The organism is Streptosporangium sp. NPDC049046 (assembly GCF_040649155.1).
Classification (GTDB): domain Bacteria; phylum Actinomycetota; class Actinomycetes; order Streptosporangiales; family Streptosporangiaceae; genus Streptosporangium.
Genome location: NZ_JBEZEZ010000008.1, coordinates 239,767 through 260,989, shown reverse-complemented (window position 1 = coordinate 260,989; position 21,223 = coordinate 239,767). Strand labels below are relative to the sequence as shown.

24 protein-coding genes are annotated in these 21,223 nt (G+C 70.5%); 14 read left to right on the top strand and 10 right to left on the bottom strand.

The genetic code is table 11. The features are described 5' to 3' along the window. Positions 1 to 30: 30 nt before the first annotated feature. Positions 31 to 681, bottom strand: coding sequence for a GntR family transcriptional regulator (locus AB0B96_RS14020; protein ID WP_362898621.1), 651 nt, complete (start codon positions 679 to 681; stop codon positions 31 to 33). A 125-nt stretch (positions 682 to 806) separates the two neighbouring features. Between AB0B96_RS14020 and AB0B96_RS14015 the strand changes: the two genes are divergently transcribed. Continuing rightward, the gene (locus tag AB0B96_RS14015) at positions 807 to 1,535 is read left to right on the top strand and encodes an alpha/beta hydrolase (RefSeq protein ID WP_362898618.1); all 729 of its coding nucleotides are present in this window, start codon (positions 807 to 809) and stop codon (positions 1,533 to 1,535) included. Between the two features lie 36 nt (positions 1,536 to 1,571). On the opposite strand, the gene AB0B96_RS14010 is transcribed toward AB0B96_RS14015, so the two are convergent. The 3 genes from AB0B96_RS14010 to AB0B96_RS14000 form a co-directional block, all read right to left on the bottom strand. Then, a complete protein-coding gene (locus AB0B96_RS14010; protein ID WP_362898616.1) occupies positions 1,572 to 1,772 on the bottom strand; it encodes a hypothetical protein in 201 nt (66 codons plus the stop codon). A 284-nt stretch (positions 1,773 to 2,056) separates the two neighbouring features. Next, positions 2,057 to 2,242 carry a BTAD domain-containing putative transcriptional regulator gene (locus AB0B96_RS14005; RefSeq protein ID WP_362898614.1) on the bottom strand — a complete coding sequence of 62 codons (186 nt, stop codon included), beginning with the start codon at positions 2,240 to 2,242 and terminating at the stop codon, positions 2,057 to 2,059. A gap of 203 nt (positions 2,243 to 2,445) precedes the next feature. Then, positions 2,446 to 2,799 (bottom strand): hypothetical protein, encoded by a 354-nt coding sequence (locus AB0B96_RS14000; RefSeq protein ID WP_362898612.1) that lies wholly within the window; start codon positions 2,797 to 2,799, stop codon positions 2,446 to 2,448. 137 nt (positions 2,800 to 2,936) lie between these two features. Here AB0B96_RS14000 and AB0B96_RS13995 point away from each other — a divergent pair, with 137 nt between their 5' ends. The 3 genes from AB0B96_RS13995 to AB0B96_RS13985 all read left to right on the top strand — a co-directional run bounded on the left by AB0B96_RS13995 (position 2,937) and on the right by AB0B96_RS13985 (position 5,330). Continuing rightward, positions 2,937 to 3,683, top strand: a complete 747-nt coding sequence (locus tag AB0B96_RS13995; protein ID WP_362501119.1) for a GntR family transcriptional regulator — start codon at positions 2,937 to 2,939, stop codon at positions 3,681 to 3,683. A gap of 272 nt (positions 3,684 to 3,955) precedes the next feature. Beyond that, positions 3,956 to 4,612 carry a GNAT family N-acetyltransferase gene (locus AB0B96_RS13990; protein ID WP_362898610.1) on the top strand — a complete coding sequence of 219 codons (657 nt, stop codon included), beginning with the start codon at positions 3,956 to 3,958 and terminating at the stop codon, positions 4,610 to 4,612. A 43-nt stretch (positions 4,613 to 4,655) separates the two neighbouring features. Further along, a complete protein-coding gene (locus tag AB0B96_RS13985) occupies positions 4,656 to 5,330 on the top strand; it encodes a copper homeostasis protein CutC (RefSeq protein ID WP_350944725.1) in 675 nt (224 codons plus the stop codon). A gap of 162 nt (positions 5,331 to 5,492) precedes the next feature. Here the strand turns inward: AB0B96_RS13985 and AB0B96_RS13980 are convergent, their stop codons facing one another. Beyond that, a complete protein-coding gene (locus AB0B96_RS13980; RefSeq protein WP_362898607.1) occupies positions 5,493 to 6,740 on the bottom strand; it encodes an aldolase in 1,248 nt (415 codons plus the stop codon). Between the two features lie 157 nt (positions 6,741 to 6,897). Continuing rightward, positions 6,898 to 8,247 carry an FAD-dependent oxidoreductase gene (locus AB0B96_RS13975; protein ID WP_362898605.1) on the bottom strand — a complete coding sequence of 450 codons (1,350 nt, stop codon included), beginning with the start codon at positions 8,245 to 8,247 and terminating at the stop codon, positions 6,898 to 6,900. A 477-nt stretch (positions 8,248 to 8,724) separates the two neighbouring features. On the opposite strand from AB0B96_RS13975, the gene AB0B96_RS13970 reads away from it, so the two are divergent. Next, a complete protein-coding gene (locus AB0B96_RS13970) occupies positions 8,725 to 9,357 on the top strand; it encodes a hypothetical protein (RefSeq protein WP_362898603.1) in 633 nt (210 codons plus the stop codon). A gap of 120 nt (positions 9,358 to 9,477) precedes the next feature. Continuing rightward, positions 9,478 to 11,220 (top strand): proline--tRNA ligase, encoded by a 1,743-nt coding sequence (locus AB0B96_RS13965; RefSeq protein WP_362898601.1) that lies wholly within the window; start codon positions 9,478 to 9,480, stop codon positions 11,218 to 11,220. Between the two features lie 126 nt (positions 11,221 to 11,346). Here AB0B96_RS13965 and AB0B96_RS13960 read toward each other — a convergent pair whose 3' ends face one another. From AB0B96_RS13960 to AB0B96_RS13945, 4 genes are all read right to left on the bottom strand, one after another. After that, a complete protein-coding gene (locus tag AB0B96_RS13960; protein ID WP_362898599.1) occupies positions 11,347 to 11,640 on the bottom strand; it encodes a DUF4236 domain-containing protein in 294 nt (97 codons plus the stop codon). After that, positions 11,640 to 11,831: a DUF4236 domain-containing protein gene (locus AB0B96_RS13955; protein ID WP_350944719.1), complete on the bottom strand. Its 192-nt coding sequence runs from the start codon at positions 11,829 to 11,831 to the stop codon at positions 11,640 to 11,642. The genes AB0B96_RS13960 and AB0B96_RS13955 overlap by 1 nt, the downstream gene beginning before the upstream one ends. Before the next feature lie 179 nt (positions 11,832 to 12,010). Continuing rightward, the gene (locus AB0B96_RS13950; protein WP_362898597.1) at positions 12,011 to 12,493 is read right to left on the bottom strand and encodes a ferritin-like domain-containing protein; all 483 of its coding nucleotides are present in this window, start codon (positions 12,491 to 12,493) and stop codon (positions 12,011 to 12,013) included. Further along, on the bottom strand, positions 12,490 to 13,011 hold the full coding sequence (locus AB0B96_RS13945; protein WP_362898595.1) for a hypothetical protein: 522 nt from the start codon (positions 13,009 to 13,011) through the stop codon (positions 12,490 to 12,492). Before AB0B96_RS13945 ends, AB0B96_RS13950 begins: the two co-directional genes overlap by 4 nt. Positions 13,012 to 13,167: 156 nt before the next feature. Here AB0B96_RS13945 and rimP point away from each other — a divergent pair, with 156 nt between their 5' ends. The 8 genes from rimP (at position 13,168) to truB (ending at position 21,186) form a co-directional block, all read left to right on the top strand. Then, positions 13,168 to 13,668, top strand: a complete 501-nt coding sequence (gene rimP, locus AB0B96_RS13940) for a ribosome maturation factor RimP (RefSeq protein WP_350944716.1) — start codon at positions 13,168 to 13,170, stop codon at positions 13,666 to 13,668. Positions 13,669 to 13,680: 12 nt separating this feature from the next. Then, positions 13,681 to 14,688: a transcription termination factor NusA gene (gene nusA / locus AB0B96_RS13935; RefSeq protein ID WP_350944715.1), complete on the top strand. Its 1,008-nt coding sequence runs from the start codon at positions 13,681 to 13,683 to the stop codon at positions 14,686 to 14,688. Then, complete coding sequence (locus tag AB0B96_RS13930) at positions 14,672 to 14,974, top strand: YlxR family protein (protein WP_350944851.1); 303 nt, start codon at positions 14,672 to 14,674, stop codon at positions 14,972 to 14,974. Before nusA ends, AB0B96_RS13930 begins: the two co-directional genes overlap by 17 nt. A gap of 143 nt (positions 14,975 to 15,117) precedes the next feature. Then, positions 15,118 to 18,276 (top strand): translation initiation factor IF-2, encoded by a 3,159-nt coding sequence (gene infB, locus AB0B96_RS13925; RefSeq protein ID WP_362898592.1) that lies wholly within the window; start codon positions 15,118 to 15,120, stop codon positions 18,274 to 18,276. A gap of 110 nt (positions 18,277 to 18,386) precedes the next feature. Beyond that, positions 18,387 to 18,686, top strand: coding sequence for a DUF503 domain-containing protein (locus tag AB0B96_RS13920; RefSeq protein ID WP_350944711.1), 300 nt, complete (start codon positions 18,387 to 18,389; stop codon positions 18,684 to 18,686). 68 nt (positions 18,687 to 18,754) lie between these two features. Next, entirely contained in the window at positions 18,755 to 19,243 is a 489-nt protein-coding gene (gene rbfA, locus AB0B96_RS13915) for a 30S ribosome-binding factor RbfA (RefSeq protein WP_350944709.1), read from the top strand. Then, the gene (locus AB0B96_RS13910; protein ID WP_362898590.1) at positions 19,240 to 20,256 is read left to right on the top strand and encodes a bifunctional oligoribonuclease/PAP phosphatase NrnA; all 1,017 of its coding nucleotides are present in this window, start codon (positions 19,240 to 19,242) and stop codon (positions 20,254 to 20,256) included. The genes rbfA and AB0B96_RS13910 overlap by 4 nt, the downstream gene beginning before the upstream one ends. Positions 20,257 to 20,286: 30 nt before the next feature. Continuing rightward, on the top strand, positions 20,287 to 21,186 hold the full coding sequence (gene truB / locus AB0B96_RS13905; RefSeq protein ID WP_362898588.1) for a tRNA pseudouridine(55) synthase TruB: 900 nt from the start codon (positions 20,287 to 20,289) through the stop codon (positions 21,184 to 21,186). The last annotated feature ends 37 nt before the right edge of the window (positions 21,187 to 21,223 follow it).

Genomic DNA, 21,223 nt, shown 5'->3' with positions numbered 1-21,223 from the left:
CGGTGGCGGGGAAATCGGACAGGGGCATGCTCACTCCTCGGTGGCCGGCAGCGTGCGCCAGGTGTCGAAGGCGATCGCCGCCGCCTGGTCCGCGTCTCCGGCGGCGCAGAACCGGATCAGCGTTTCGTGCCGGGTGAGGGAGGCACGCCCGCCCAGCGAGGAGAAGCGCAGCCGCTCGGCGCGGCGCAGCACCGGCGTGAACTGGTCGAGGACCGAGGTCAGGGCCCGGTTCGAGGCCACCCGCACGGGGATGCCGTGCAGTTCGTCGTCGGCGAGCAGGGCCGCCTCGACGTCGCCCTGCTCGATCGCCGCGCGGAACCGGTCGTTGGCCTCGCGCATCGCGTCGAGGTCGGCTTCGGTGAGACCGCCCACCGCCTCACGGACGGCGAGCTCGTGCATCGCCGCCACCACGTCGCGGGCTTCACGGATGTCGCGCAGGTTCAGCGAGCTCACCGTCGTGGAGCGTCCCGGCTGGGCCACGACCAGCCCGGCCTCCGCGAGCCGCAGCAGCGCCTCGCGGACAGGGGTGCGACTGACCCCCAGCCGGGTCGCCAGCTCGACGTCGCGTAACTGCTCGCCCGGCGCGAGGCTGCCGTCGACGATGGCGTCGCGCAGGCGCTGGTAGACGTTGTCACGCAGGAGATGCCGGTCGATGGCGGGCGTGTTGTGCGGGATGGGCATGCAATATATTGCGCACACCGGGCGGGAAACTTCAAACCGGGCTGCGAGGTTGACGGTGCTAGCAATATATTGCATATTTCCCTCATGAGCAGCAGCCGCCGCTCTCTTATCGAGAGGAAGTCCCGATGAGCACCACGTCCCGCGAGCCCACCGTCGTCCTGGTCCACGGCGCCTTCGCCGAGTCCGCGAGCTGGAACGGTGTGGTGGCCGACCTCCGGCGCCGCGGCTACCCGGTCATCGCCGTCGCCAACCCGCTGCGCGGACTGCGGGAGGACGCCGCGTACCTGCGCAGCGTGCTCGACAGCCTCACCGGCCCGATCGTGATCGCCGGCCACTCGTACGGCGGATCGGTGATGAGCGAGGCCGCCGACGGCGCCGACGGCGTCGTAGCGCTCGTCTACATCGCCAGCTTCAACCTCGAGGTCGGCGAGAGCACCGGCGAGCTGGCGGCCAGGTTCCCCGGCGGTGAGCTCGGCTCCGCCCTCTACCAGGTGCCGTACCCGGCGGCCGGTGGGGGCACCGGGACCGACCTCTACATCCGGCAGGACGGGTTCCGTGAGGTGTTCGCCGCCGACGTCGACCCGGAGACGGCCGCGCTGATGGCGGCCACGCAGCGGCCCATCGAAGCGAACGCGCTGGCGGACAAGGCGACCAGGGCTGCCTGGAAGACCATCCCGTCCTGGACCATGGTCACCACCCAGGACCTGGCCATTCCCGCCGAATCCATGCGCTTCATGGCCAAGAGGGCGGGGTCGACGACCGTCGAGATCGACGCCTCCCACGCCGTCACCGTCTCCCAGCCCGCCGCCGTCGCCGACCTCATCGACGCCGCCGCCCGCGCCACCGCCTCCTGACGCGGCCACACTGCCGCCGCACGATCCCGGAGCGGCTCACCCGGCCGGAGTCCACCGCGAACGGAAATGTTCGCGGCGGTGCGTGGTCCGGCCGGGGCGGCGCTCGTAGTCCTTCAGGGTGATGGCGTTCACCGTCCACCGGATGTCCTTGGCGATCAGGCCCTTCCGCGGCACGTAGGGCAGAAGCTTGTAGTTCTGGCTGACGAACCAGGCCATGAACCGGCTCTCGGGGACCATCCGCCTGCCCACCTCGTCGCCCGCCCCCGGCATCCCGCCGCGTACTCGCGCATGGCCTCCTCGTACTCGTACGAGGAGGCCATGCGCGGTGGTCGCCGCCCGCGGGAGCCGGTTCCCCGGCGAGGACGTAGGCGCCGAGCTGGTCCGCTGGCATCCGCCGCGTCTCCTCGAACGCGAGCAGAGCCTCCGCCTGCCCGCCACCCGCCCGCGGGCGCGCATGAGAGGGCTCCTGAGTCTTTCCCCCAACGGGTAGCGGGTGCAGTTCGGGCACCGCGGCCCGGTGCTCACCCCGCTGAAAGGGCGGCCTCGATGCGGTCCTCCGGGGCGCCGAGCCTGCGCTTCTCCAGTCGCAGGACCAGGGCCCGCACGGAGGTGGCGTCCGCGGCGTCGGCGAGCGCGGGTCCCCGCCACAGCTCCAGGGCCTCCCGCAGCGGTACGGAGGGTGATCGTCTTCCCTCGTGTGGTCTCACGTCTTCCGTCCCAGCGGGTCGCCCGCCGTCGGAGGCGGAGGTGAGGGGAGGCGAGCGATCACGTCCCGGCGGGTCCCTGTCCCGTCAGGACGCGTTTCCGTGATGGGAAGCGCGCCCTGGCGGGCGTGGGGGACCCGCCAGGACGCGTTCCGCCCCCGGCGCGGCGACGGAGGACCCCGGCGAGGGATGGGGTCCTCGGTCCGCTAGTCGCGCTCGGAGCCTGTGGCGGCGAAGGCGTGGACCGAAAGGTCCGCCGCCTCCTCCGGGAGGTCGTCGTCGGGTGTGGGCCGCCGGTAGTGCCGTGAGATGAGACGGGCCGCTCCCGCAGGGTCGTCGGCCGGGTGGGACGACTCGATGCCGTCCTCATTCCAGACAAACAACCCGTTTTTACACCAAACGGTTAGATCGGTCATTACCGAGAGCACGGACATACCGTTTCCGTTGCTCTGGTAGGTGTGGGTGAATCCCTGGCGGTGCAACGCGTAACGCAGCAGACGCGTCGCCTCGCGGGGCTCACGCCAGGGCGCGTGCGGCGTGTTCGTGCGGACCGACAGCACCGGCTTCCACCCCCCTCGTAGACCTTTCGGTGGATTTGTACCAACGATTGGATGATGCGGGTCTTGGGAGGTTGGGTCAAGGGGCTGTTCCCCACTAGAACCAGATCGTCTAGTTTTGTTGGCACAAAGGGGACTTAATGGCACGGTCAACGCTGTATCAACAGGTGGCCTCCGACCTGCGGAGGACCATCTACTCCGGTGCGCTCGGACCGGGAGATCAGCTGCCGACCGAGGCGGAACTCATGCTCGTGCACCAGGTGAGCCGCAACACCGTACGGCTCGCCCTCGGCGAGCTCGTGAACGAGGGCCTGGTCACCCGCACCCCCCGCAGGGGAACCGTCGTGAGGGAACGCCGCCCGCTGCTCATGCATCCCCAGCGCGAGCTGCAGCCGCGGCGCGAGGAGACCATGGAGGCCTTCGCCTGGGCCGTCTCCCGCGAGGGGCGCGCGCCGAGTCAGGAGATCGAGGTCTCGATCGTGCAGCCGGCCGAGGAGATCGCCAGCAGGCTGGAACTCTCCGACGAGGAGCTCGCCGTGGTCCGCCGCAGGCTGCGCTTCGTGGACGGCCAGCCGTACAACACCAACGACTCCTACTTCCCCCTCGCCCTGGTCGCGGACTCCGAGATCACCCGCCCCGGTGACATCAAGCGCGGGGCGAACAAGGTCCTGGAGGAACTCGGCCACCGTCAGGTGCGGGTGGTGGACGACATCTGGGCGCGGATGCCCAACAGCGCCGAGAGCGAACGACTCCAGCTCCAGCTCGGCACGCCGGTCGTCGTCTACATCCGGGTCGGCTACGACGAGGACGACACCCCCGTGCGCGTGGCGGTCTCCGTCCTGCCCGCGGACAAACACCTGATCCGGTACGAGCTGGAAAGCCGTTGACGTCTCCGTGACCGCCCTGACGGGCCGGCCGCCGTTCCGCCCGCGCCGCGGGCGAAAACAGGGTCGCGCCCGCCGGGTGGCTAGACGCCGCTCTCCGCGCCCGCCCGCGCCTCTCGTTCCGCTGGGCCTCTCCCCGCCTCCCCTCCCCGGCGCGGCCCCGCCGCTCACCCCAGACCCCTAGGCATCCGCCTAGCCCGACATGGCTGCCGTGCGCCATCACATGGTCACACTCCGTGTCATCTCACGCACCAAACGCAACGAAGGGATGAACCATGCACTCGAACACCGCCAGTCCCACCGCCACGCGCCCGTTCACGCTGCGCAGGGCCACGGACGGTGACCTCGACGGAGTGCTCGCGCTCCTCGCCGAGACCGCCGGATGGCTGAACGGCCGCGGCGTGCGGCAGTGGCCCGCGGACGGCTTCCCCGCCGGGCGCATCACCCCGCTGATCGGCGAGGGGGTCCTGTACCTGCTGGAAAGGCAGGCCGAGGAAGAGAGGGCGGACCTGGACGCCGACGACGGACACGTCTGGGAGGGCGGACCCGTCGCCACCCTCGCCCTGGACGGCCACGCCGACCCCGAGTTCTGGAGCCGGGACGACGATCCCTCCTCGGCGCTCTATGTCCACAAGCTGGCCGTGGCGCGCGACCACGCCGGTACGGGCCTGGGAGAGGCGCTCCTCGACTGGGCGGGCCTGCGAGCCCTGGCCTTGGGGAAAAGATGGCTCAGGCTTGACTGCTCCAAGGACAACTCAAGGTTGCAGGACTACTATCGGGGACAGCGTTTCGCGCATCTCCGCACGGTCGACCTGCCGCACCGCGCCTCGGGCGCCCTGTTCCAGCGGCCGGGGGGCCTGCGCGCTCGCGCGTCCGGCCTCGCGCTGCCCTTCTCGGACCGGCGCGGAGCGTTCGTCCCCGAGCATGTCTGAACCACGGCGATCCCAGGACAAAACCATCCGATAACCTCCATCCATGACCGGATCCTTACTTGAGGTGATCACGCTCGATGTGCGTGACGCCGTCGCCGCGGAAGCGGGCGGCGCCGATCGCCTGGAGGTCGTCGCCGACATGACCTCCGACGGGGTCACCCCGGCGGTGGAGACGGTCGCGGCGATCTCCAGGAAGTGCGCGCTTCCGCAGATGGTGATGTTGCGCGCAGAGGCGTCGTTCCTGGCCACGCCCGAGTCGCTGAAGGCCCTGAGCCGCGCTGCCAGGGCCCTCGCCGACGCGGGCGCGGCCGGGTTCGTGTTCGGCTTCCTCGACGAGGCGGGAGCGGTCGACCTGGCCGCCACCGAGACGCTCATCCACGCGGTCGCGCCGCTGCCCTGGACCTTCCACCGGGCGGTGGACCACGCGGCCGACATCCAGGCGAGCTGGCGTGCCGTCCGTCTCCTGCCCAACCTCGCCACCGTGCTCACCTCAGGTGCGCCCGGTGGCGTGGCGGACGGGCTGCCGGTGCTCAAGACCCGATGCGAGGCCGGCGACGGCCCGCTGATCATGGCCGGGGGTGGGTTGCGGCCCTGCCACGTCGGAGCGCTGATGGAGTACGGCGTGCGGGCCTTCCACGTCGGCAGCGCCGTGCGGGCGTCCTGGTCGGACCCGGTCGACGCCCGCCGGGTCCGCGAGTGGCGCACCCTGATCGACTGAGCCCCGCAGGGCCTCGTCGGGCCTCGACGAGGCCCTGTGGGGGCGCGATGATCGGCCGCGAGGGACGGTGGGATCCCCGCCGTGCCACCCGGATCGGGCCTCCCCCGGCGGAACCCGTGCCCGGCACCCGTGGCCGAGACCGGACCCTGGAGGTGACCGGGGTCAGGCCGGTGGCTTCGCGAGGCCGTCGCCCAGTGCCAGGTCGGCGCGGCGGAGAGCGGCGGCCATGGTCTTGACCGTGGCGGGCTCGTCCATCACCCCCTCACCGGCGTCGCGCCGCTCCTCCCAGGCGCGTACCCGGTGGGCGTACTCCCCGTACCGGGACAGGTGGAAGGCGTAGACCGCCGCGTACCGGCTGACCAGGTGTGACGGGTGCATGTCCCAGCCCTGGTAGAAGCCGTGCTTCAGGGAGTGCCCGACGAGCTCCGCGTGGCGTCGCCACAGGGCCCGCACGTCACTCCCGCCGTCCGAGGCGGGAGAGGCGGCCAGCGAGCCGTCGGACAGCTCCACCCCGGTCCCGGCGAAGACGGTCTGCATGACGTGCCTGGCGTGGTCGCAGGCGGGGTGGTCCAGCCGCTGCTCGTGCGGTGGAAGGGCGCAGCTCGCCGTGTAGTCGAAGACACCGAAGTGGGCCGCGGCCAGCCTGCCCCGCAGGGAGGTCACCAGGCCCGCGTCGAGGAACAGCACCGTCTGCGGCGCCTCCACCTGGATCTCGAACCTCAGTGCGCCCCGGCCGAGACCCAGCCCGTCCTCCAGCGCGTCGAGGCAGTCGGCGAACTGGTACAGGTAGTCCCTCATCAGCACCTTCGGGAAGGTGACCACGAAGCCTTCGGGCAGGTGCCCGGCCCGATCGAGCACGCCGGTGAGGAAACCGTCCAGGGTCCTGACGGCGCGGACCGGGTCGCCGTCGGCGAACGACTTCACCCGCAGCCCCCAGCGGCGGGGGAGCGTCCCGGCCGCGTGCATGGCCGCGATCGCCTTGGCTGCGGAGGAGGCGTGGCCGTCCTCCTCCCCGGGGCGCGTCCCGTAGCCGTCCTCGAAGTCGATCCGCAGGTCCTCGACGGGCTCCCCGGCGAGCTTGGCGGCCACCATCCGGTGCACGGCTCCGGCGACGTCCTCGCCCGCGCCGAAGGGCGCACCGAGGGGGGCACCGGGGGCACCGAGAACAACGCCGGGGGTCGTGCCGAGGATCACGGCGAGGTCGCCCGCCGGCAGGTGCCGCCGGAACAGCTCCAGCGCCGCGTCCCCCCACTCCCGCGTCGTCCCGGCGTCGAACCGGTCGGCGGGGACGTAGACCGTGTGCACGGGCTGCCAGTCGGCCGGTCGGTACGGGTACAGCGCGGACTGCTCACGGTGGGTCTGCTCGAAACCCGGGATCAGGGCGGACGGGTCGGCGAGCGTGACGCGCATGCTGGTGCTCCTCCTGGACGTGCTGGTTCGCGCGGGGGCCGGTTCGGGGCGGGCGTGCCGGTTCGACCGGGGCGCGAGTGCGAAAGCGCCCGGTTCACCGGCCATTCCCGGCTTTTGGCCGGTTCGGTCGGTAAGGGGTGCCCGGCCGGTCGCCGGTTCAGCCCGCCTGGCCGGTTCGGCCGGCCTCCAGATCGCCTCCCGACCGTAGCTCCAGATCACAGGCGGTGAGCATGGCGGCGAGGCCGAGGAGCTTCACCCGCTCTCCTCGGTCGAGGGACCTGGCCAGAGCCGCCTCGGCCGCCTCGATGGCGAGCCAGTGCTCGTAGGTGATCGGCGAGACACCCCGGGAGGCGAGAAGCTCGTCCGGGTCCGCGCGGCGGACAGGATCGAGGTCGGCCAGGTCGGCGAGGAGGGTGCGGACCGTCTCCGCGGCGTCGGACTTGTTGGTGCCGATCACACCGGTGGGCCCCCGCTTGAGCCAGCCCGCGACGTATTCGCGGTCGCGGACCCGGCCGGCCTCGTTCGGCACGGTCATGGTGGTCTCCGAGAAGGGGACACCGGGCAGTGGCACGCTCTGGTAGCCGACCGAGCGCAGCACCATGCCGACCGGGAGGGTCTCGAACTCGCCGGTGCCGACCACCCGGCCGTCCTCCAGCCGGGTGCGCTCCAGCCTGAGCGCCTCCACCCGCCCTTCGCCGAGGATCTCCACCGGGCGCATCCAGAACCGCACGTCCAGCCGCCGGGGAAGGCCCCTCGCGGGGCGGGTCGCCCAGCTCCGCAGCACCTCGACGTTCCCCCGGACCTGCCGGGAGGCCGCCGTGACGTCCGCCACGCACTCCTCGGGCCGTACGCGCACGTCCGCGTTGGCCAGCTCGCCCAGCTCCCTGAGCTCCTTCAACGTGAACTTGGCGTGCTCTGGCCCCCGGCGCCCGATCATGTGGACGGTCTTCACCTCGCTGGCGGCGAGCCGGGTCAGCACCTCCTCCGGCACGTCCGTGGCGCGCAACTCCTCCGCGGTCTTGGCCAGGACGCGCACCACGTCGACCGCCACGTTGCCCACGCCGATAACCGCGACCTCGGGGCTGTCGAGGACGAAACGGTCGGCGGGCATGTCGGGGTGACCGCAGTACCAGTTGACGAAGTCGGTGGCGGCCACACTGCCCGGCAGGTCCTCGCCGGGAATGCCCATCCGCCGGTCCACCATCGCGCCGGTGCAGTAGACCACGGCGTCGTAGCAGTCGAGCAGGTCGGCGACGTCGACATCCTTGCCCAGCTCGACGCCCCCGAGGAACCGCACCTCGGGAAGCTCCAGCACGCCGCGCAGGTATCCGGCTATCGACTTGATCGAGGTGTGATCGGGAGCCACTCCGTACCGCACCAGCCCGTACGGCGTCGGCAGCCTTTCCAGCACGTCCACCCTGAGAGGCACGGTGGCCTGTTTCGTCAGAGCCTCGGCGGTGTAGATCCCGGCGGGTCCTGACCCCACGATCGCGACTCGCAGTGACATATCGCCTCCTCGGCGTTGGATGTCATGAACGCGACGCCCTGCTCGATTCTGTATCACCGAGGGGGGCGACTGCCAGACTCACGCGCCGACATGATCGAGCCTTTCTTCGGTGAACGGCGGATGCGGTGATCAAGATGTCATCCGGTGCCGGGTTCCGCCTCCCGCCGTTGGAAGATCCTCCAGGGGGGCGTCGGGGGCGTGTTCCCGTGTTCTCCCGAGTGATCCCCGCCCACCCGACGGTGGACCGGTCCGGGGCGTCCGGAGGCCGGAATACCGCCGGAGAAAGACGCGGGCGGCGTCGCGGAGCTTCGGCGGAGTTCTGTGAAAGATTAATCAAACGCTCAAGGAAAGCCGGGAGCCGGCAGCGTGACCAAGTGCCCACCTGCTTTGCGAATTTGATTTGTTCAAGGTGTTGTCGCAGGTCAGATAGACTGCCGGTGGCCACTAGCAAATGTGATCGGGGGATCAGTGGCTTTGGTGGAACGCAATTACACGCTTGACTTCGCCGCGGGAGACCGCCGGGACCGCGCCATCCTTCGGCACATGCTCCTCTCGCTCTTCGTGGGAATGTTGCTCGGGGGCATCGGAGCGCTGGCGGCCTACGGGCCCGATCTGCTGTACGCGCTTTACAACCCGTACGCCTACCTTCTCCTCGTCGTCGTCGTGGGGCGGACCGCCACCGGCTTCGGCTGGGCGGTGCTCTCCAGCGTGCTGGCCACGTTCGGGCCGATACTCTCGCTGCTCGTCGCCGCGATCTTCGAGTCGAGTGCCTGGAGCATGAGCCTCGGCGACGACGGCATCTCGATAAACCTTATGATCACGAACCTCGTCGCGATCGGCATCCTCTCCTACCTCGCCAAACGCCGCGACCGCTGGGGGACCACCGCGGCCGGCGGCGCGGCCGGGCTGGCGCTGCTCGACGGGATCGACAAGACGATGCCCGGTGGGCCCGAGTACGTCTCGGGTTTCTGGCCGTGGGGCGTCGCGGCGGTGGTCGCGATCGCGGTGGGGATGCTGGGTTCGCTGGGGCGCGGACGCGACCATGTCTGCTCCGCGCTGATCGCAATCGTCCTCGGTGCCTCGTACTTCGTTTTCCTCACCGGGCTCTGAGGGGCGCGGCGGGGGTTCGGTGGAGGTGCGGTGGGGGTTCGGAAGCCGCCGACCGCAGACAATCGGCTTGCGAGACTCGATAGCCTGTAGGGCATCGAACCTCGCTAGCTAGGAGTAGCCGTGCTGCTGCGCATGTCGTCGCTGTTTCTTCGAACGCTGAGGGACGACCCGGCAGACGCGGAAGTCCCGAGCCACAAGCTGCTCGTCCGCGCCGGTTACGTCCGCCGCGTCGCGCCCGGCGTCTATTCCTGGCTGCCGCTCGGCAAGACGGTCCTGGAGAACGTCACGCGCGTCGTGCGCGAGGAGATGGACCGCATGGGCGGACAGGAGGTGCTCTTCCCCGCCCTGCTGCCCCGCGAATACTACGAGGCGACCGGCCGCTGGACCGAGTACGGCGACACGCTCTTCCGCCTCAAGGATCGCAAGGGGGCCGACTATCTCCTCGGGCCCACCCACGAGGAGATGTTCACCGACATGGTCAAGGGGGAGTATTCCTCCTACAAGGACTATCCGGTGACTCTCTACCAGATCCAGACCAAATACCGCGACGAGGCCCGTCCCCGGGCCGGCATCCTGCGCGGGCGCGAGTTCGTCATGAAGGACTCCTACTCCTTCGACCTCGACGACGACGGCCTCAAGCGCTCCTACGAGCGTCACCGCGAGACCTACATCAAGACCTTCGACCGCCTCGGCATCGCCTACAAGATCTGCTTCGCCACCTCGGGGGCGATGGGCGGGTCGGCCTCCGAGGAGTTCCTCGCTCCCGCGGCCACCGGTGAGGACACCTTCGTCGCCTGCCACAACTGCGGCTACGCGGCCAACGCGGAGGCCGTCGTCACCCCCGCGCCGGCCGCGGTCACCGGTGAGCGGCCCGCGACGCGGGTGCTCGACACCCCCGACACCCCGACCATCGAGTCACTGGTCGGCCACGTCAACGAGCACTACGGCCTCGGCATCACCGCCGCCCAGACGCTCAAGAACATCGTGGTCAAGGTGACGGTTCCCGGCACCGGCAAGACCGAGACCCTGATCATCGGCGTTCCCGGAGACCGCGAGGTCGACTTCAAGCGGCTGGAGGCCTCCCTCGCCCCCGGTGAGCCCGCGATCTTCGAGGCCGAGGACTTCGCCAGGCACCCCGGCCTGGTCCGCGGCTACATCGGCCCCCAGGTCCTCAAGGACCTCGGCATCCGCTACCTCGTCGACCCCCGCGTGGTCGACGGCACCGCCTGGGTGACCGGCGCGAACGAGCCGGGCAAGCACGCCGTGGACGTCGTCGCCGGCCGTGACTTCGTCGCCGACGGCACCATCGAGGCCGCGGAGGTCCGCGCGGGTGACGCCTGCCCGGTCTGCGGCTCCGGCCTGTCCATCGACCGCGGCATCGAGATCGGCCACATCTTCCAGCTCGGCCGCAAGTACGCCGACGCCGCGAAGCTCGACGCCCTCGGCCCCGACGGCAAGCCCATTCGCGTCACCATGGGCTCCTACGGCATCGGCGTCTCCCGGGCCGTGGCGGTGCTGGCCGAGCAGAGGCACGACGAGCTCGGCCTGGTCTGGCCCCGTGAGATCGCTCCCGCCGACGTCCATGTCGTGGGCACCGGCAAGGACGGCCAGATAGAGGCCGCCACCCGCCTCGCCGAAGAGCTGGAGACCCGAGGGCTGCGCGTCCTGGTGGACGACCGGGCCGGCGTCTCCCCGGGGGTGAAGTTCAAGGACGCCGAGCTGCTCGGCATGCCGACGATCCTGATCGTCGGCCGAGGTCTCACCCAGGGGGTCGCGGAGCTGCGCGACCGCGCCACCGGCGCCAAGGAGGAGATCCCGCTCGCCGAGGCCGTCGACCGCGTCGTGGCGGCCTGCCAGGGGTGAGAACGACCCATCGGGGGTGAGCTCCGAACGCGCGGCACGGCTTCGCGGCGGGTGATCCCCGAACGCGTGAGAGCGGCCCGCCCCTTGGAAGGGGCGGGCCGCTCTTTTCGAGTGTGTGGCCGCGCGTCAGTAGTGGTGGTGTCGACGCCGGGAGCTCGGGCCGATCGCCTTACCCACGTGAAACCCACCGGGCAGGTTGACGGTCACGTATGTGCGGCCGTCGGGAGTTCTGCTGACGTGAAATCCGCGACCGCCGAAACTGTGGCCGATCCCGCGCGGGGACAGGTCGATCCTGAAAGGACCGACTTTGACTGACTTTCTGTATCCCCAGCCCAATGCCTTCTCCCCGGACTCGCGGAAACGCCGTGTCGTCTCGTGAGAACGAGCGGCGTCCGCGAAGGGTTCCGGAGTGATGCCCATCAGCGACGGCTGCTGCTGACGGTCTTGCGCCAGTGGAAGCCACCGGGAAGATTGATGCTCAGCGTGCGGCGCCCGTCGGCCGTTCTGGTGACCCTGAAGGCGCGGTTTCCCCAGCTGTGGCCCACTCCACTCCGCGAAAGGTTAAGACGGAACGGACCAAACTTCATGGATTTCCGGTATCCCCAGCCCATTACTTCCTCCTTAGGCGTATTCGGCGAGATCCAACTACCCGGCAGGCACGGTGCAAACGTGGTCGAAAGCGGGTTTGATTCGCGACTCGCACCCCAGGCGACCTCCATTGGAGATCGATTTACACGTTGACCAGTTCGTTGTGCCGGAAGGGGTCACCCGCGAAATGCGAAAGGAAAGGTCACTGGGACGTGGCCGGGGTGGGAGTGGGCTCCGGGTTCGGCGGCGCGGTCCTGGGCGGCATGCCGGGAAAGGCGTCGATCTCGGGCCGCAGGCTGTAGGAGCGGGTGACGCACTCCTGCATGACCAGCGCGGCCATCTTGCGCAGCGTGGTGTCGGTGGTCGCGGCCAGCTCCAGATAGGCGCCGGTCACCCCGCGCTCGACCAGCACGGCCAGCTCCACCGCCTGGTCCGGGCCGGAGGGCGTGATCGGAAGCTCGTAGACCGCTTTGGGCTCGGCGGGTGTGCCGCCCGCAGTGGTGATCATCGTGCGGAGCTGGTCGCGGCGGGCGCGATGGGCGTTGTAGGCCGTCGTCATCGCCGCCCGCAGCCTGCCCGTGGTCCTGGCCCCGAGGATCCCGTACGCGTACACGGCGGCGTGCTCGGCCGCCAGCGCCGCGCCGAGCCCTTGATCGGCCCCTGCGGACCCCCGCGCGCCTCTCACAGCGGCCTCGACAGGGCGAGGGCGTGCGCGGCCTCGCAGGCGCCGATGGACGCGAGCAACTGGGCGAGCGGGGGGGAGACCCCCTCGATCTGACGGGTGCGCAGTGCCGCGGCCTTGCGTTCCAGGTCGCGCAGGGCCCGCACCGACGTGCTCCGAGCCGGGCCACCCGACGGGGACGGCGTGGGCGAAGCAGAGGGGGTCGCGGCCGTGGACGCCGGAGCGGGCGGGAGACGGCGGCGGAGCTCGGCGAGATGGGCCTCGTGCCGCTGCCTGAAGGGCTCCAGCCGGGGCGAGGCGGCCGAGGCGTACAGCGCCACGGTCCGCTCCTTGCCCGCGATCAGCTCGCGCAGGAGCAGCGTCTCGGGGTCGGGCGGCGCGGCCACGGGCGGCACCGGCTCACCGGTGGCGCACCCCGCGGCCGTCACGGCTGCCACCCCGAGAGCGCCGCCCCTCAGCAGGGCGCGCCGGGAGACGGAACGCACGACGACCTCCGGTTCTGTGTCGGGCAGCTGACGCACTTAGCATCGTACGGGCTTGGAATAATGGCACTCACCTCGCTTCTCGGACGGCTCCGCCACACCGAGTGGCGCTGTTTCTACGCCCTGGTGTGGATAGGCTGGTTAATCGCATGGGCGAGGTCCGCCCGGCTGAGATCGTGACAATGGGAGGTCGGCATGGGCAGCGCCACATCCCGCGACCGCCTGATGAAGCTTCTGGAACCTGTCGTCGGAGCCGGAGGGCTCGACTTGGAGGACGTCACGGTCACCCCCGCGGGCAAGCGGCGGCTGCTGCGTGTCGTGGTCGACCGTGACGGCGGCGTGAGCCTCGACGACGTCGCGGAGATCAGCCACGTCGTCTCCGAGACACTGGACGCCGACGAGGCGATGGGAACCACCCCGTACGTGCTGGAGGTCTCCTCTCCGGGAGTCGACCGCCCCCTCACCGAGCCGCGTCACTGGCGCCGAGCGGTGAAGAGGCTGGTCAAGGCCGACCTGCGGGACGGCACCGCCGTGGAGGGCCGGATCGTCGCCACCGACGAGACCGGCGTGGAGCTGGACGTCGACGGCGCACCGCGCCGCATCGACTATGAGGACCTGACCCGAGGACGGGTGCAGGTGGAATTCCGCCGGCTCGACGACGCCGAAGACGACGGCGAAGACGGCGACGAGGGCTAAGGGGGAAGCCTCGTGGACATCGACATGAGCGTCCTGCGCAGCCTGGAGAGGGAGAAGGACATCTCCTTCGACCTGGTCGTCAAGGCGATCGAGGACGCGCTGCTGATCGCGTATTTCCGGAGTGAGGGCGCGGCGGCCAAGGCGCGCGCCGAGCTCGACCGCAAGTCAGGGCACGTGACCATCTTCGCGGCCGAGCTCGACGACGAGAGCGGGGAGGTGCTCAGGGAGTTCGACGACACCCCGGGCAACTTCAGCCGCATCGCCGCGACCACGGCCAAGCAGGTGATCCTGCAGCAGCTCCGCGACGCCGAGGACGAGATCAACTTCGGTGAGTTCGCCAGTCGTGAGGGCGAACTCGTGGCGGGGGTCATCCAGCAGGGCAAGGACCCGAGGGTCGTCCTGGTCGACCTGGGCAAGATCGAGGCGGTGCTGCCGCACAGCGAGCAGGTCCCGGGCGAGGAATACGTCCACGGCGACCGCATCCGCTGCTACGTGGTGCAGGTCAAGAAGGGCCACAAGGGTCCCTCGGTGACCCTGTCGCGCACCCACCCCGGCCTGGTGAAGAAGCTCTTCGCGCTGGAGGTGCCCGAGATCGCCGACGGCACGGTCGAGATCGCCGCCGTCGCCCGCGAGGCCGGTCACCGCACCAAGCTCGCGGTCCGGTCCCGGCGTCCGGGGGTGAACGCCAAGGGTGCCTGCATCGGCCCGATGGGCTCGCGGGTACGCAACGTGATGACGGAGTTGCACGGCGAGAAGATCGACATCATCGACTGGTCGGAGGATCCCGCGGAGTTCGTGGGGAATGCGTTGTCCCCGGCCCGCGTTTCCCACGTAGAGGTGATCGACTTCGACGGCCGCGCCGCGCGCGTGACCGTGCCTGACTACCAGCTTTCCCTCGCCATCGGCAAGGAGGGGCAGAACGCCCGGCTCGCCGCCCGCCTCACCGGCTGGCGGATCGACATCCGTCCCGACACCCAGCCGGGGGACGCGGCCGGTGCCGCAGATGCGCCCACACGGTAAGCTGGAATATGGTGGCCAGGCTGCCCCACGAAGAACATGTGTGGGGTGCCGGGTTCGCACGGTTTCCTCCGAGCTGCTCCGCCTGGTGGTGGTCGAGGGCGTTATCGTCCCTGACCTGCGAAGACGGCTCCAAGGGCGTGGTGCTTCACTGCATCCCACCTTGAGCTGTCTCGAACTCGCAGAGCGTCGCCGAGCGTTTTCGCGGGCTTTTCGTGTCGCGGAATCGCTCGACCTGTCGCGACTGCGCGGCCACCTGGAAGAGCAACAGGCTGAAAGGATCGGGTGAAATGGTTACCGACTGTCATGTAGGACGCCGAACTGATGGGCTGGTCAGATAGCTATGAGCGCCTGATGAGCATGCGGCGATGAGTACGTCAACGTAACGACGGTCCGGCGGCACCGCCTCCCGGGCCGAGACAAGGGAGTGCAGTGGCGAAGGTCCGGGTATACGAGCTCGCCAAGGAGTTCGGTGTGGAGAGCAAGGTCGTGATGGCCAAGCTCCAGGAGATGGGCGAGTTCGTGCGTTCGGCGTCCTCGACTATCGAAGCACCGGTAGTCCGCAGGCTCACGGAAGCTTTGGGCGGCCCCAGTAAGGGCTCGTCCGACAGGGGCAGAGGCCCCAGGCCGCCTCAGGCGGCCCCTCGGCCGGGTGACGGCCAGCCAAACGGTGCCACCTCGGCGCCGACATCCATCCCCAAGCCGGGTCCGGCCCCCAGGCCGGGTCCTCGTCCGGGGCCCGTGCAGGCCCGTCCCGCGGCCCCCGCGCCGCAGGCGGCCCCGCCGGTGGTTCCTCCGGCTCCGCCGGTCCAGCCCCCGCAGCCGCCGCGTCAGCAGCCGCCGCAGGTGCAGGCACCGCGGTTCGAGGCGCCCCGCACCGAGAGCGGACGCCCGGCCCCCGGCCCCAAGCCGGGTCCCAGGCCCGCCCCGCGTCCGGGTCCCGCGCAGCGCCCCGAGGCGCGCCCCGAGGGCGGTCGTCCCTCGGGCGGTCCCGGTGGAGCACCCTCGGGCCCCAGGCCCGGTGCCGGTGCCCCCGGCGCCGGTGCGCCCAAGCCGGGCCCGCGTCCGGGCCCGCGCGGTCCGCGCCCCGGCAACAACCCGTTCTCCTCGAACGCGAGCGGCATGGGCCAGGCCCGTCCGCCGCGCGGTGGCGGTCCCGGTGGTCCCGGTGGCCCCGGCCGTGACGGCGGTCCCGGCGACAGAGGTCCGCGTCCCGGCCCCCGCGAGGACCGCGGTCCTCGCCAGGACCGCGACAACGCCGGTCCCCGTCCGCCCGGCGCTCGTTCCGGCCCGCCCGGATCGGGTGGCCCGCGTCCGGGGCCCGGCGCCGGTGGCCCGCGTCCCGGTGGCGGCGCCGGTGGTCCCGGTGGCCCGCGTCCGGGTGGTCCGCGTCCCAGCCCGATGATGATGCCCCAGGGCCGGCCCGCCGGTCCCGGCGGCGGTGGCGCCGGCCGTCCCGGCGGCGGCGCGGGTGCCGGTCGCCCGGGTGGCGGCGCCGGTCGTCCCGGTGGCGGCGGTCGTCCCGGTGGCGGCGGCGGCTTCGCCGGTCGCCCGGGTGGCGGTGGCGGCGCGGGTCGTCCCGGCACCGGAACCGGTGGCCCCGGTGGTGGCGGCGGCGGTTTCGCCGGTCGTCCCGGTGGTGGTGGCCGTGGTCGCGGTGGAGGCACCGCGGGCGCGTTCGGCCGTCCCGGAGGACGCCCGACCCGCGGTCGCAAGTCCAAGCGCCAGCGGCGTCAGGAATTCGACAACATGCAGGCCCCGGCGATCGGCGGCGTGCAGGCTCCTCGCGGCAACGGGCAGACGATCCGCCTGTCGCGCGGCGCCTCCCTGTCGGACTTCGCCGACAAGATCGGCGCGATCCCGGCGTCCCTGGTGCAGATCATGCTGCACCTGGGCGAGATGGTGACCGCGACGCAGTCGGTCAACGAGGAGACGCTCCAGCTTCTGGCCGCCGAGCTCGACTACAACCTGCTTGTGGTCAGCCCGGAGGAGGAGGACCGCGAGCTCCTGGAGACCTTCGACATCGAGTTCGGCGAGGACGAGGGCGACGAGTCCGACCTGGTCGCCCGCCCGCCGGTGGTGACCGTCATGGGTCACGTCGACCACGGTAAGACCAAGCTGCTCGACGCCATCCGCAACACCAACGAGGTGGCGCGGGAGGCGGGTGGCATCACCCAGCACATCGGTGCCTACCAGATCGCCACCACGCACGAGGACGAAGAGCGGAAGATCACCTTCATCGACACCCCGGGTCACGAGGCGTTCACCGCCATGCGTGCCCGAGGCGCCAAGGTGACCGACATCGCCGTCCTGGTCGTCGCGGCCGACGACGGCGTGAAGCCGCAGACCATCGAGGCGCTCAACCACGCCCAGGCGGCCGACGTGCCGATCGTCGTCGCGGTCAACAAGGTCGACAAGGAGGGGGCGGACCCGAGCAAGGTGCGCGCCCAGCTCACCGAGTACGGTCTGGTCGCCGAGGAGTACGGCGGCACCACGATGTTCGTCGACATCTCCGCCAAGAACGGGATCGGCATCGAGCAGTTGCTCGAGGCCATCCTGCTCACCGCGGACGCCGAGCTCGACCTGCGGGCCAACGCCACGATGGACGCCCAGGGCGTCGCCATCGAGGCGCACCTCGACAAGGGCCGCGGCCCGGTCGCGACCGTGCTGGTCCAGCGCGGCACGCTCCGCGTCGGCGACTCGATCGTCTGTGGCGAGGCCTTCGGCCGCGTCCGGGCGATGCTCGACGACAAGGGCGAGGCGATCCCGGAGGCCGACCCGTCCCGTCCGGTGCAGGTCCTCGGTCTGACCGCGACGCCAGGAGCCGGTGACAACTTCATCGTCGTCACCGACGACCGGATGGCGCGCCAGATCGCCCAGCAGCGCGCCGCGCGCAAGCGCATCGCGGACATGGCCAGGTCCGGCCGTCGCCGCACCCTCGAGGAGCTCTTCAGCGAGATGGAGAAGGGCCAGGTCGACGAGCTCAAGCTCATCATCAAGGGTGACGTCTCCGGTTCCGTCGAAGCCCTGGAAGACGCGCTGCTCAAGATCGATGTCGGCGACGAGGTGCGCCTGCGGGTGCTCCACCGCGCCGTCGGTGCGATCACCGAGTACGACGTCAACCTGGCGGTCGCCGACGACAACGCCGTCATCATCGGCTTCAACGTGCGTCCCGAGGTCAGGGCGCGCGATCTGGCCGAGCGCGAGGGCGTCGACATCCGCTACTACTCGGTCATCTACCAGGCGATCGAGGAGATCGAGGCGGCCCTCAAGGGCATGCTCAAGCCGGAGTTCGAAGAGGTCCAGATGGGCACCGCCGAAGTCCGCGAGGTCTTCAAGGTGCCGAAGATCGGCAACATCGCCGGTGCGCTGGTCCGTTCGGGCACGATCGTCCGCAACAGCAAGGCCCGGATCATCCGCGGCGGGGTCGTCATCTCCGACAACCTCACCGTCTCCTCGCTGCGCCGTTTCAAGGACGACGCGACCGAGGTCCGCGAAGGGTTCGAGTGCGGTATCGGTGTCGGCTACAACGACATCAAGATCGATGACGTCATCGAGACCTTCGAGATGCGGGAGAAGCCGCGAACCTGATGCCTCGACAGGCAGGGAAACCGTTCCATCGGCCGCGCACCCTCGGGTGCGCGGCCGGTGGGCGGGACCCGAGCCCGTGGCACGGTGTCGATCGTGGCGAGTGACCCACCATGTATGTAGGTGCACTGACATTGGACATCCTGCTCGGCGACGTCCACTCGCTGAAGCAGAAGCGCTCGGTGGTGCGTCCCATCGTCGCGGAGGTGCGGCGACGGTTCCCGAATGTGGCCGTCGCGGAGACCGGTCATCTTGACCTGCATCGCCGTACCGAGATCGGGATCGCGGTCGTCTCCGCCACCGCAGCCAACTGCGGTGAGGTGCTCGACGACTGCGAGCGCCTGATCGCCTTCCACCCGGAGATCGAGCTGCTGTCCGCCAGACATCGGCTCTACAACGAGGACGAAGACTAGATACGGAGACGGCCGGTCGCGGAAGAACCCCTACCGCCACCGGCCATCCCCGTGAGAAGGGGGGAGTTATGGACGCCGCACGCGCGCGCAAGATCGCCGATCGGATCCAGCAGATCGTGGCGGAGATGCTGGAGCGCCGCATCAAGGACCCCAGGCTGGGGTTCGTGACCGTGACGGACACCCGCATCACCAACGACCTGGGCGAGGCCACGGTGTTCTACACCGTGTTCGGCTCCGAGGCCGAGCGGGCCGACTCCGCCATGGCACTGGAGAGCGCCAAGGGGCTCATCCGCTCGGAGGTGGGCCGCCAGACGGGGCTGCGCCACACGCCGACGCTGACGTTCACCCACGATCCGCTCCCTGACAGCGCCCGCCATCTGGAGGATCTGCTCGCCGAGGCGAAGGCCAGGGACGTGGAGATCGCCAAGCGGGCCGAAGGGGCGTCGCACGCCGGGGACGCCGATCCCTACCGCAGGCCCGAGGACAGGGAAGACGGCGACGAATCCGGGGACGAGGAAGACGAATCCCCGGAACGCGCGGGACGCTCCGCGACGTGACGCCCGCCTCGCGTGACGATGGCTCGGCGGGCTCGGCGGGTCCGGTGTCCGGCCGGGACTGGGCACGGGCCGTTGAGCTCATCTCCGCCGCGGACGAGATCGCGCTCGCCTGTCACGTCTCACCCGACGGTGACGCGCTCGGCTCGATGCTCGCCGTCGGGCTCGCACTGCGCGCGGCGGGCAAGCGGGTCACCGCCTCTTTCGGCGACCGGCGCTTCAGTGTGCCCAGGCTGCTGCGTTTCCTGCCGGGGCAGGAGCTGCTGGCCGACCCCGCGCACTATCCCGCCGCGCCCGAGGTGATGGTCACCTTCGACGTGCCCACCGTCGGGCGTCTCGGCGTGCTGACCGGCAACACGGTCAAGGCGAACGAGCTGGTCGTGCTGGACCACCACCCGTCCAACACCGGGTTCGGCACCCTCAACCTGGTCGATCCCGATGCCGCGGCCACCGCCGTGCTCGCCGAGGAGCTGATCCACCGGCTCGGCCTGCCGATCGACAAGGACATCGCGACCTGCCTGTACGTCGGGCTCGTCACCGACACCGGCTCCTTCAGGCACTCCTCCACCACCCCGGAGGCGCACGCGATGGCCGCCCGGCTGCTCGACACCGGGCTCGATCCCGAGAAGATCTCCCGCGAGCTGTGGGATCGTTCTCCGTTCGGCTACCTGAAGGTGCTCGGCGTCGTGCTCGGCAGGGTGCGGCTGGAGCCCGAGGTGGGCGGTGGCCTGGTCTGGACGTTCGTCACCCGAGCCGACCGCGCCGCGTACGGGCTGCCGTACGACGAGGTCGAGGGGATGATCGACGTGATCCGGCGCACCGACGAGGCGGACGTCGCCACGATTCTCAAGGAGGACGACGACGGCGTCTGGCAGGTCTCCATGCGCTCCAAGGGCGGGGTGGACGTCTCGCGCGTCAGCGTCGCGCTGGGGGGCGGCGGGCACGCCAAGGCGGCGGGTTTCACCTCCCACCAGCCCGTTGAGGAGACGATCGCGAGTCTCCGGGCACTGCTGTAAGCCCTTCACCGCACGCCTGTGAGGACCATAATGAGTACGGCCCGCGCCAAGCGCACCCCGCCGCCGAGCGGACTGATCATCGTTGACAAGCCCGCCGAGTGGACCTCGCACGACGTGGTGGCCAAGCTCCGCGGCATCGCGGGCACCCGCAAGGTCGGTCACGCGGGCACCCTCGACCCGATGGCCACCGGCGTGCTGGTGGTCGGTGTCGAGAAGGCCACCCGCCTGCTCGGCCACCTCGCGCTCACCGAGAAGGGCTACGACGCCACGATCCGCCTCGGTCAGACCACCAACACCGACGACGCCGAGGGTGAGATCACCGCGTCGGTGCCGGCGGGGCAGGTCGCCGAGGAGGACATCAGGAAGGGCGTCGCCGCGTTGACCGGCCCGATCATGCAGATCCCGCCGCAGGTCAGCGCGATCAAGGTGAACGGCGAGCGAGCCTACAAACGGGCGAGGGCGGGGGAGGAGGTCGAGCTCAAGGCTCGCCAGGTGACCGTGTCGAGCTTCGAGATCACCGCCGTGCGCCGGCACGGTGATCTCGTCGACGTCGACGCCTCGGTGTCCTGTTCCAGTGGCACCTACATCCGCGCGCTCGCCCGTGATCTCGGCGCCGACCTGGGCGTCGGCGGTCATCTGACCGCCCTGCGCCGTACCCGGGTGGGCCCCTACGACCTGTCGACGGCCCACACCCTGGAGCACCTCGCCGCCGAGTGCGTGATCCTGCCGATGGCCGACGCGGTCGCGGCGGCCTTTCCCCGCCGGGACGTGACCGCCGAGGAGGCGGCCACCGTCGCGCACGGCGGGCGGCTGCCCGCGCTGGGCGCGGGGAGCGGGCCGATCGGGGTGTTCGCCCCCGACGGCACCCTGGTGGCGCTGATGGAGGAGCGTGGCCAGGTCGCCAGGTCCCTGGCCGTCTTCGTCCCCTGACGGGCCGTCCGTCGTCGTCCCGGGTGTTGTCCCGGAC

What these genes read in the sequence shown, in the direction of transcription:
- AB0B96_RS14020 (WP_362898621.1), bottom strand. Translation starts at nt 681, where the DNA reads ATGCCCATCCCGCACAACACGCCCGCCATCGACCGGCATCTCCTGCGT.
- AB0B96_RS14015 (WP_362898618.1), top strand. Translation starts at nt 807, where the DNA reads ATGAGCACCACGTCCCGCGAGCCCACCGTCGTCCTGGTCCACGGCGCC.
- AB0B96_RS14010 (WP_362898616.1), bottom strand. Translation starts at nt 1,772, where the DNA reads ATGGTCCCCGAGAGCCGGTTCATGGCCTGGTTCGTCAGCCAGAACTAC.
- AB0B96_RS13995 (WP_362501119.1), top strand. Translation starts at nt 2,937, where the DNA reads ATGGCACGGTCAACGCTGTATCAACAGGTGGCCTCCGACCTGCGGAGG.
- AB0B96_RS13990 (WP_362898610.1), top strand. Translation starts at nt 3,956, where the DNA reads ATGCACTCGAACACCGCCAGTCCCACCGCCACGCGCCCGTTCACGCTG.
- AB0B96_RS13985 (WP_350944725.1), top strand. Translation starts at nt 4,656, where the DNA reads ATGACCGGATCCTTACTTGAGGTGATCACGCTCGATGTGCGTGACGCC.
- AB0B96_RS13980 (WP_362898607.1), bottom strand. Translation starts at nt 6,740, where the DNA reads ATGCGCGTCACGCTCGCCGACCCGTCCGCCCTGATCCCGGGTTTCGAG.
- AB0B96_RS13975 (WP_362898605.1), bottom strand. Translation starts at nt 8,247, where the DNA reads ATGTCACTGCGAGTCGCGATCGTGGGGTCAGGACCCGCCGGGATCTAC.
- AB0B96_RS13960 (WP_362898599.1), bottom strand. Translation starts at nt 11,640, where the DNA reads ATGGGCATCACTCCGGAACCCTTCGCGGACGCCGCTCGTTCTCACGAG.
- AB0B96_RS13955 (WP_350944719.1), bottom strand. Translation starts at nt 11,831, where the DNA reads ATGGGCTGGGGATACCGGAAATCCATGAAGTTTGGTCCGTTCCGTCTT.
- rimP (WP_350944716.1), top strand. Translation starts at nt 13,168, where the DNA reads ATGGGCAGCGCCACATCCCGCGACCGCCTGATGAAGCTTCTGGAACCT.
- AB0B96_RS13930 (WP_350944851.1), top strand. Translation starts at nt 14,672, where the DNA reads ATGCGCCCACACGGTAAGCTGGAATATGGTGGCCAGGCTGCCCCACGA.
- AB0B96_RS13920 (WP_350944711.1), top strand. Translation starts at nt 18,387, where the DNA reads ATGTATGTAGGTGCACTGACATTGGACATCCTGCTCGGCGACGTCCAC.
- rbfA (WP_350944709.1), top strand. Translation starts at nt 18,755, where the DNA reads ATGGACGCCGCACGCGCGCGCAAGATCGCCGATCGGATCCAGCAGATC.
- truB (WP_362898588.1), top strand. Translation starts at nt 20,287, where the DNA reads ATGAGTACGGCCCGCGCCAAGCGCACCCCGCCGCCGAGCGGACTGATC.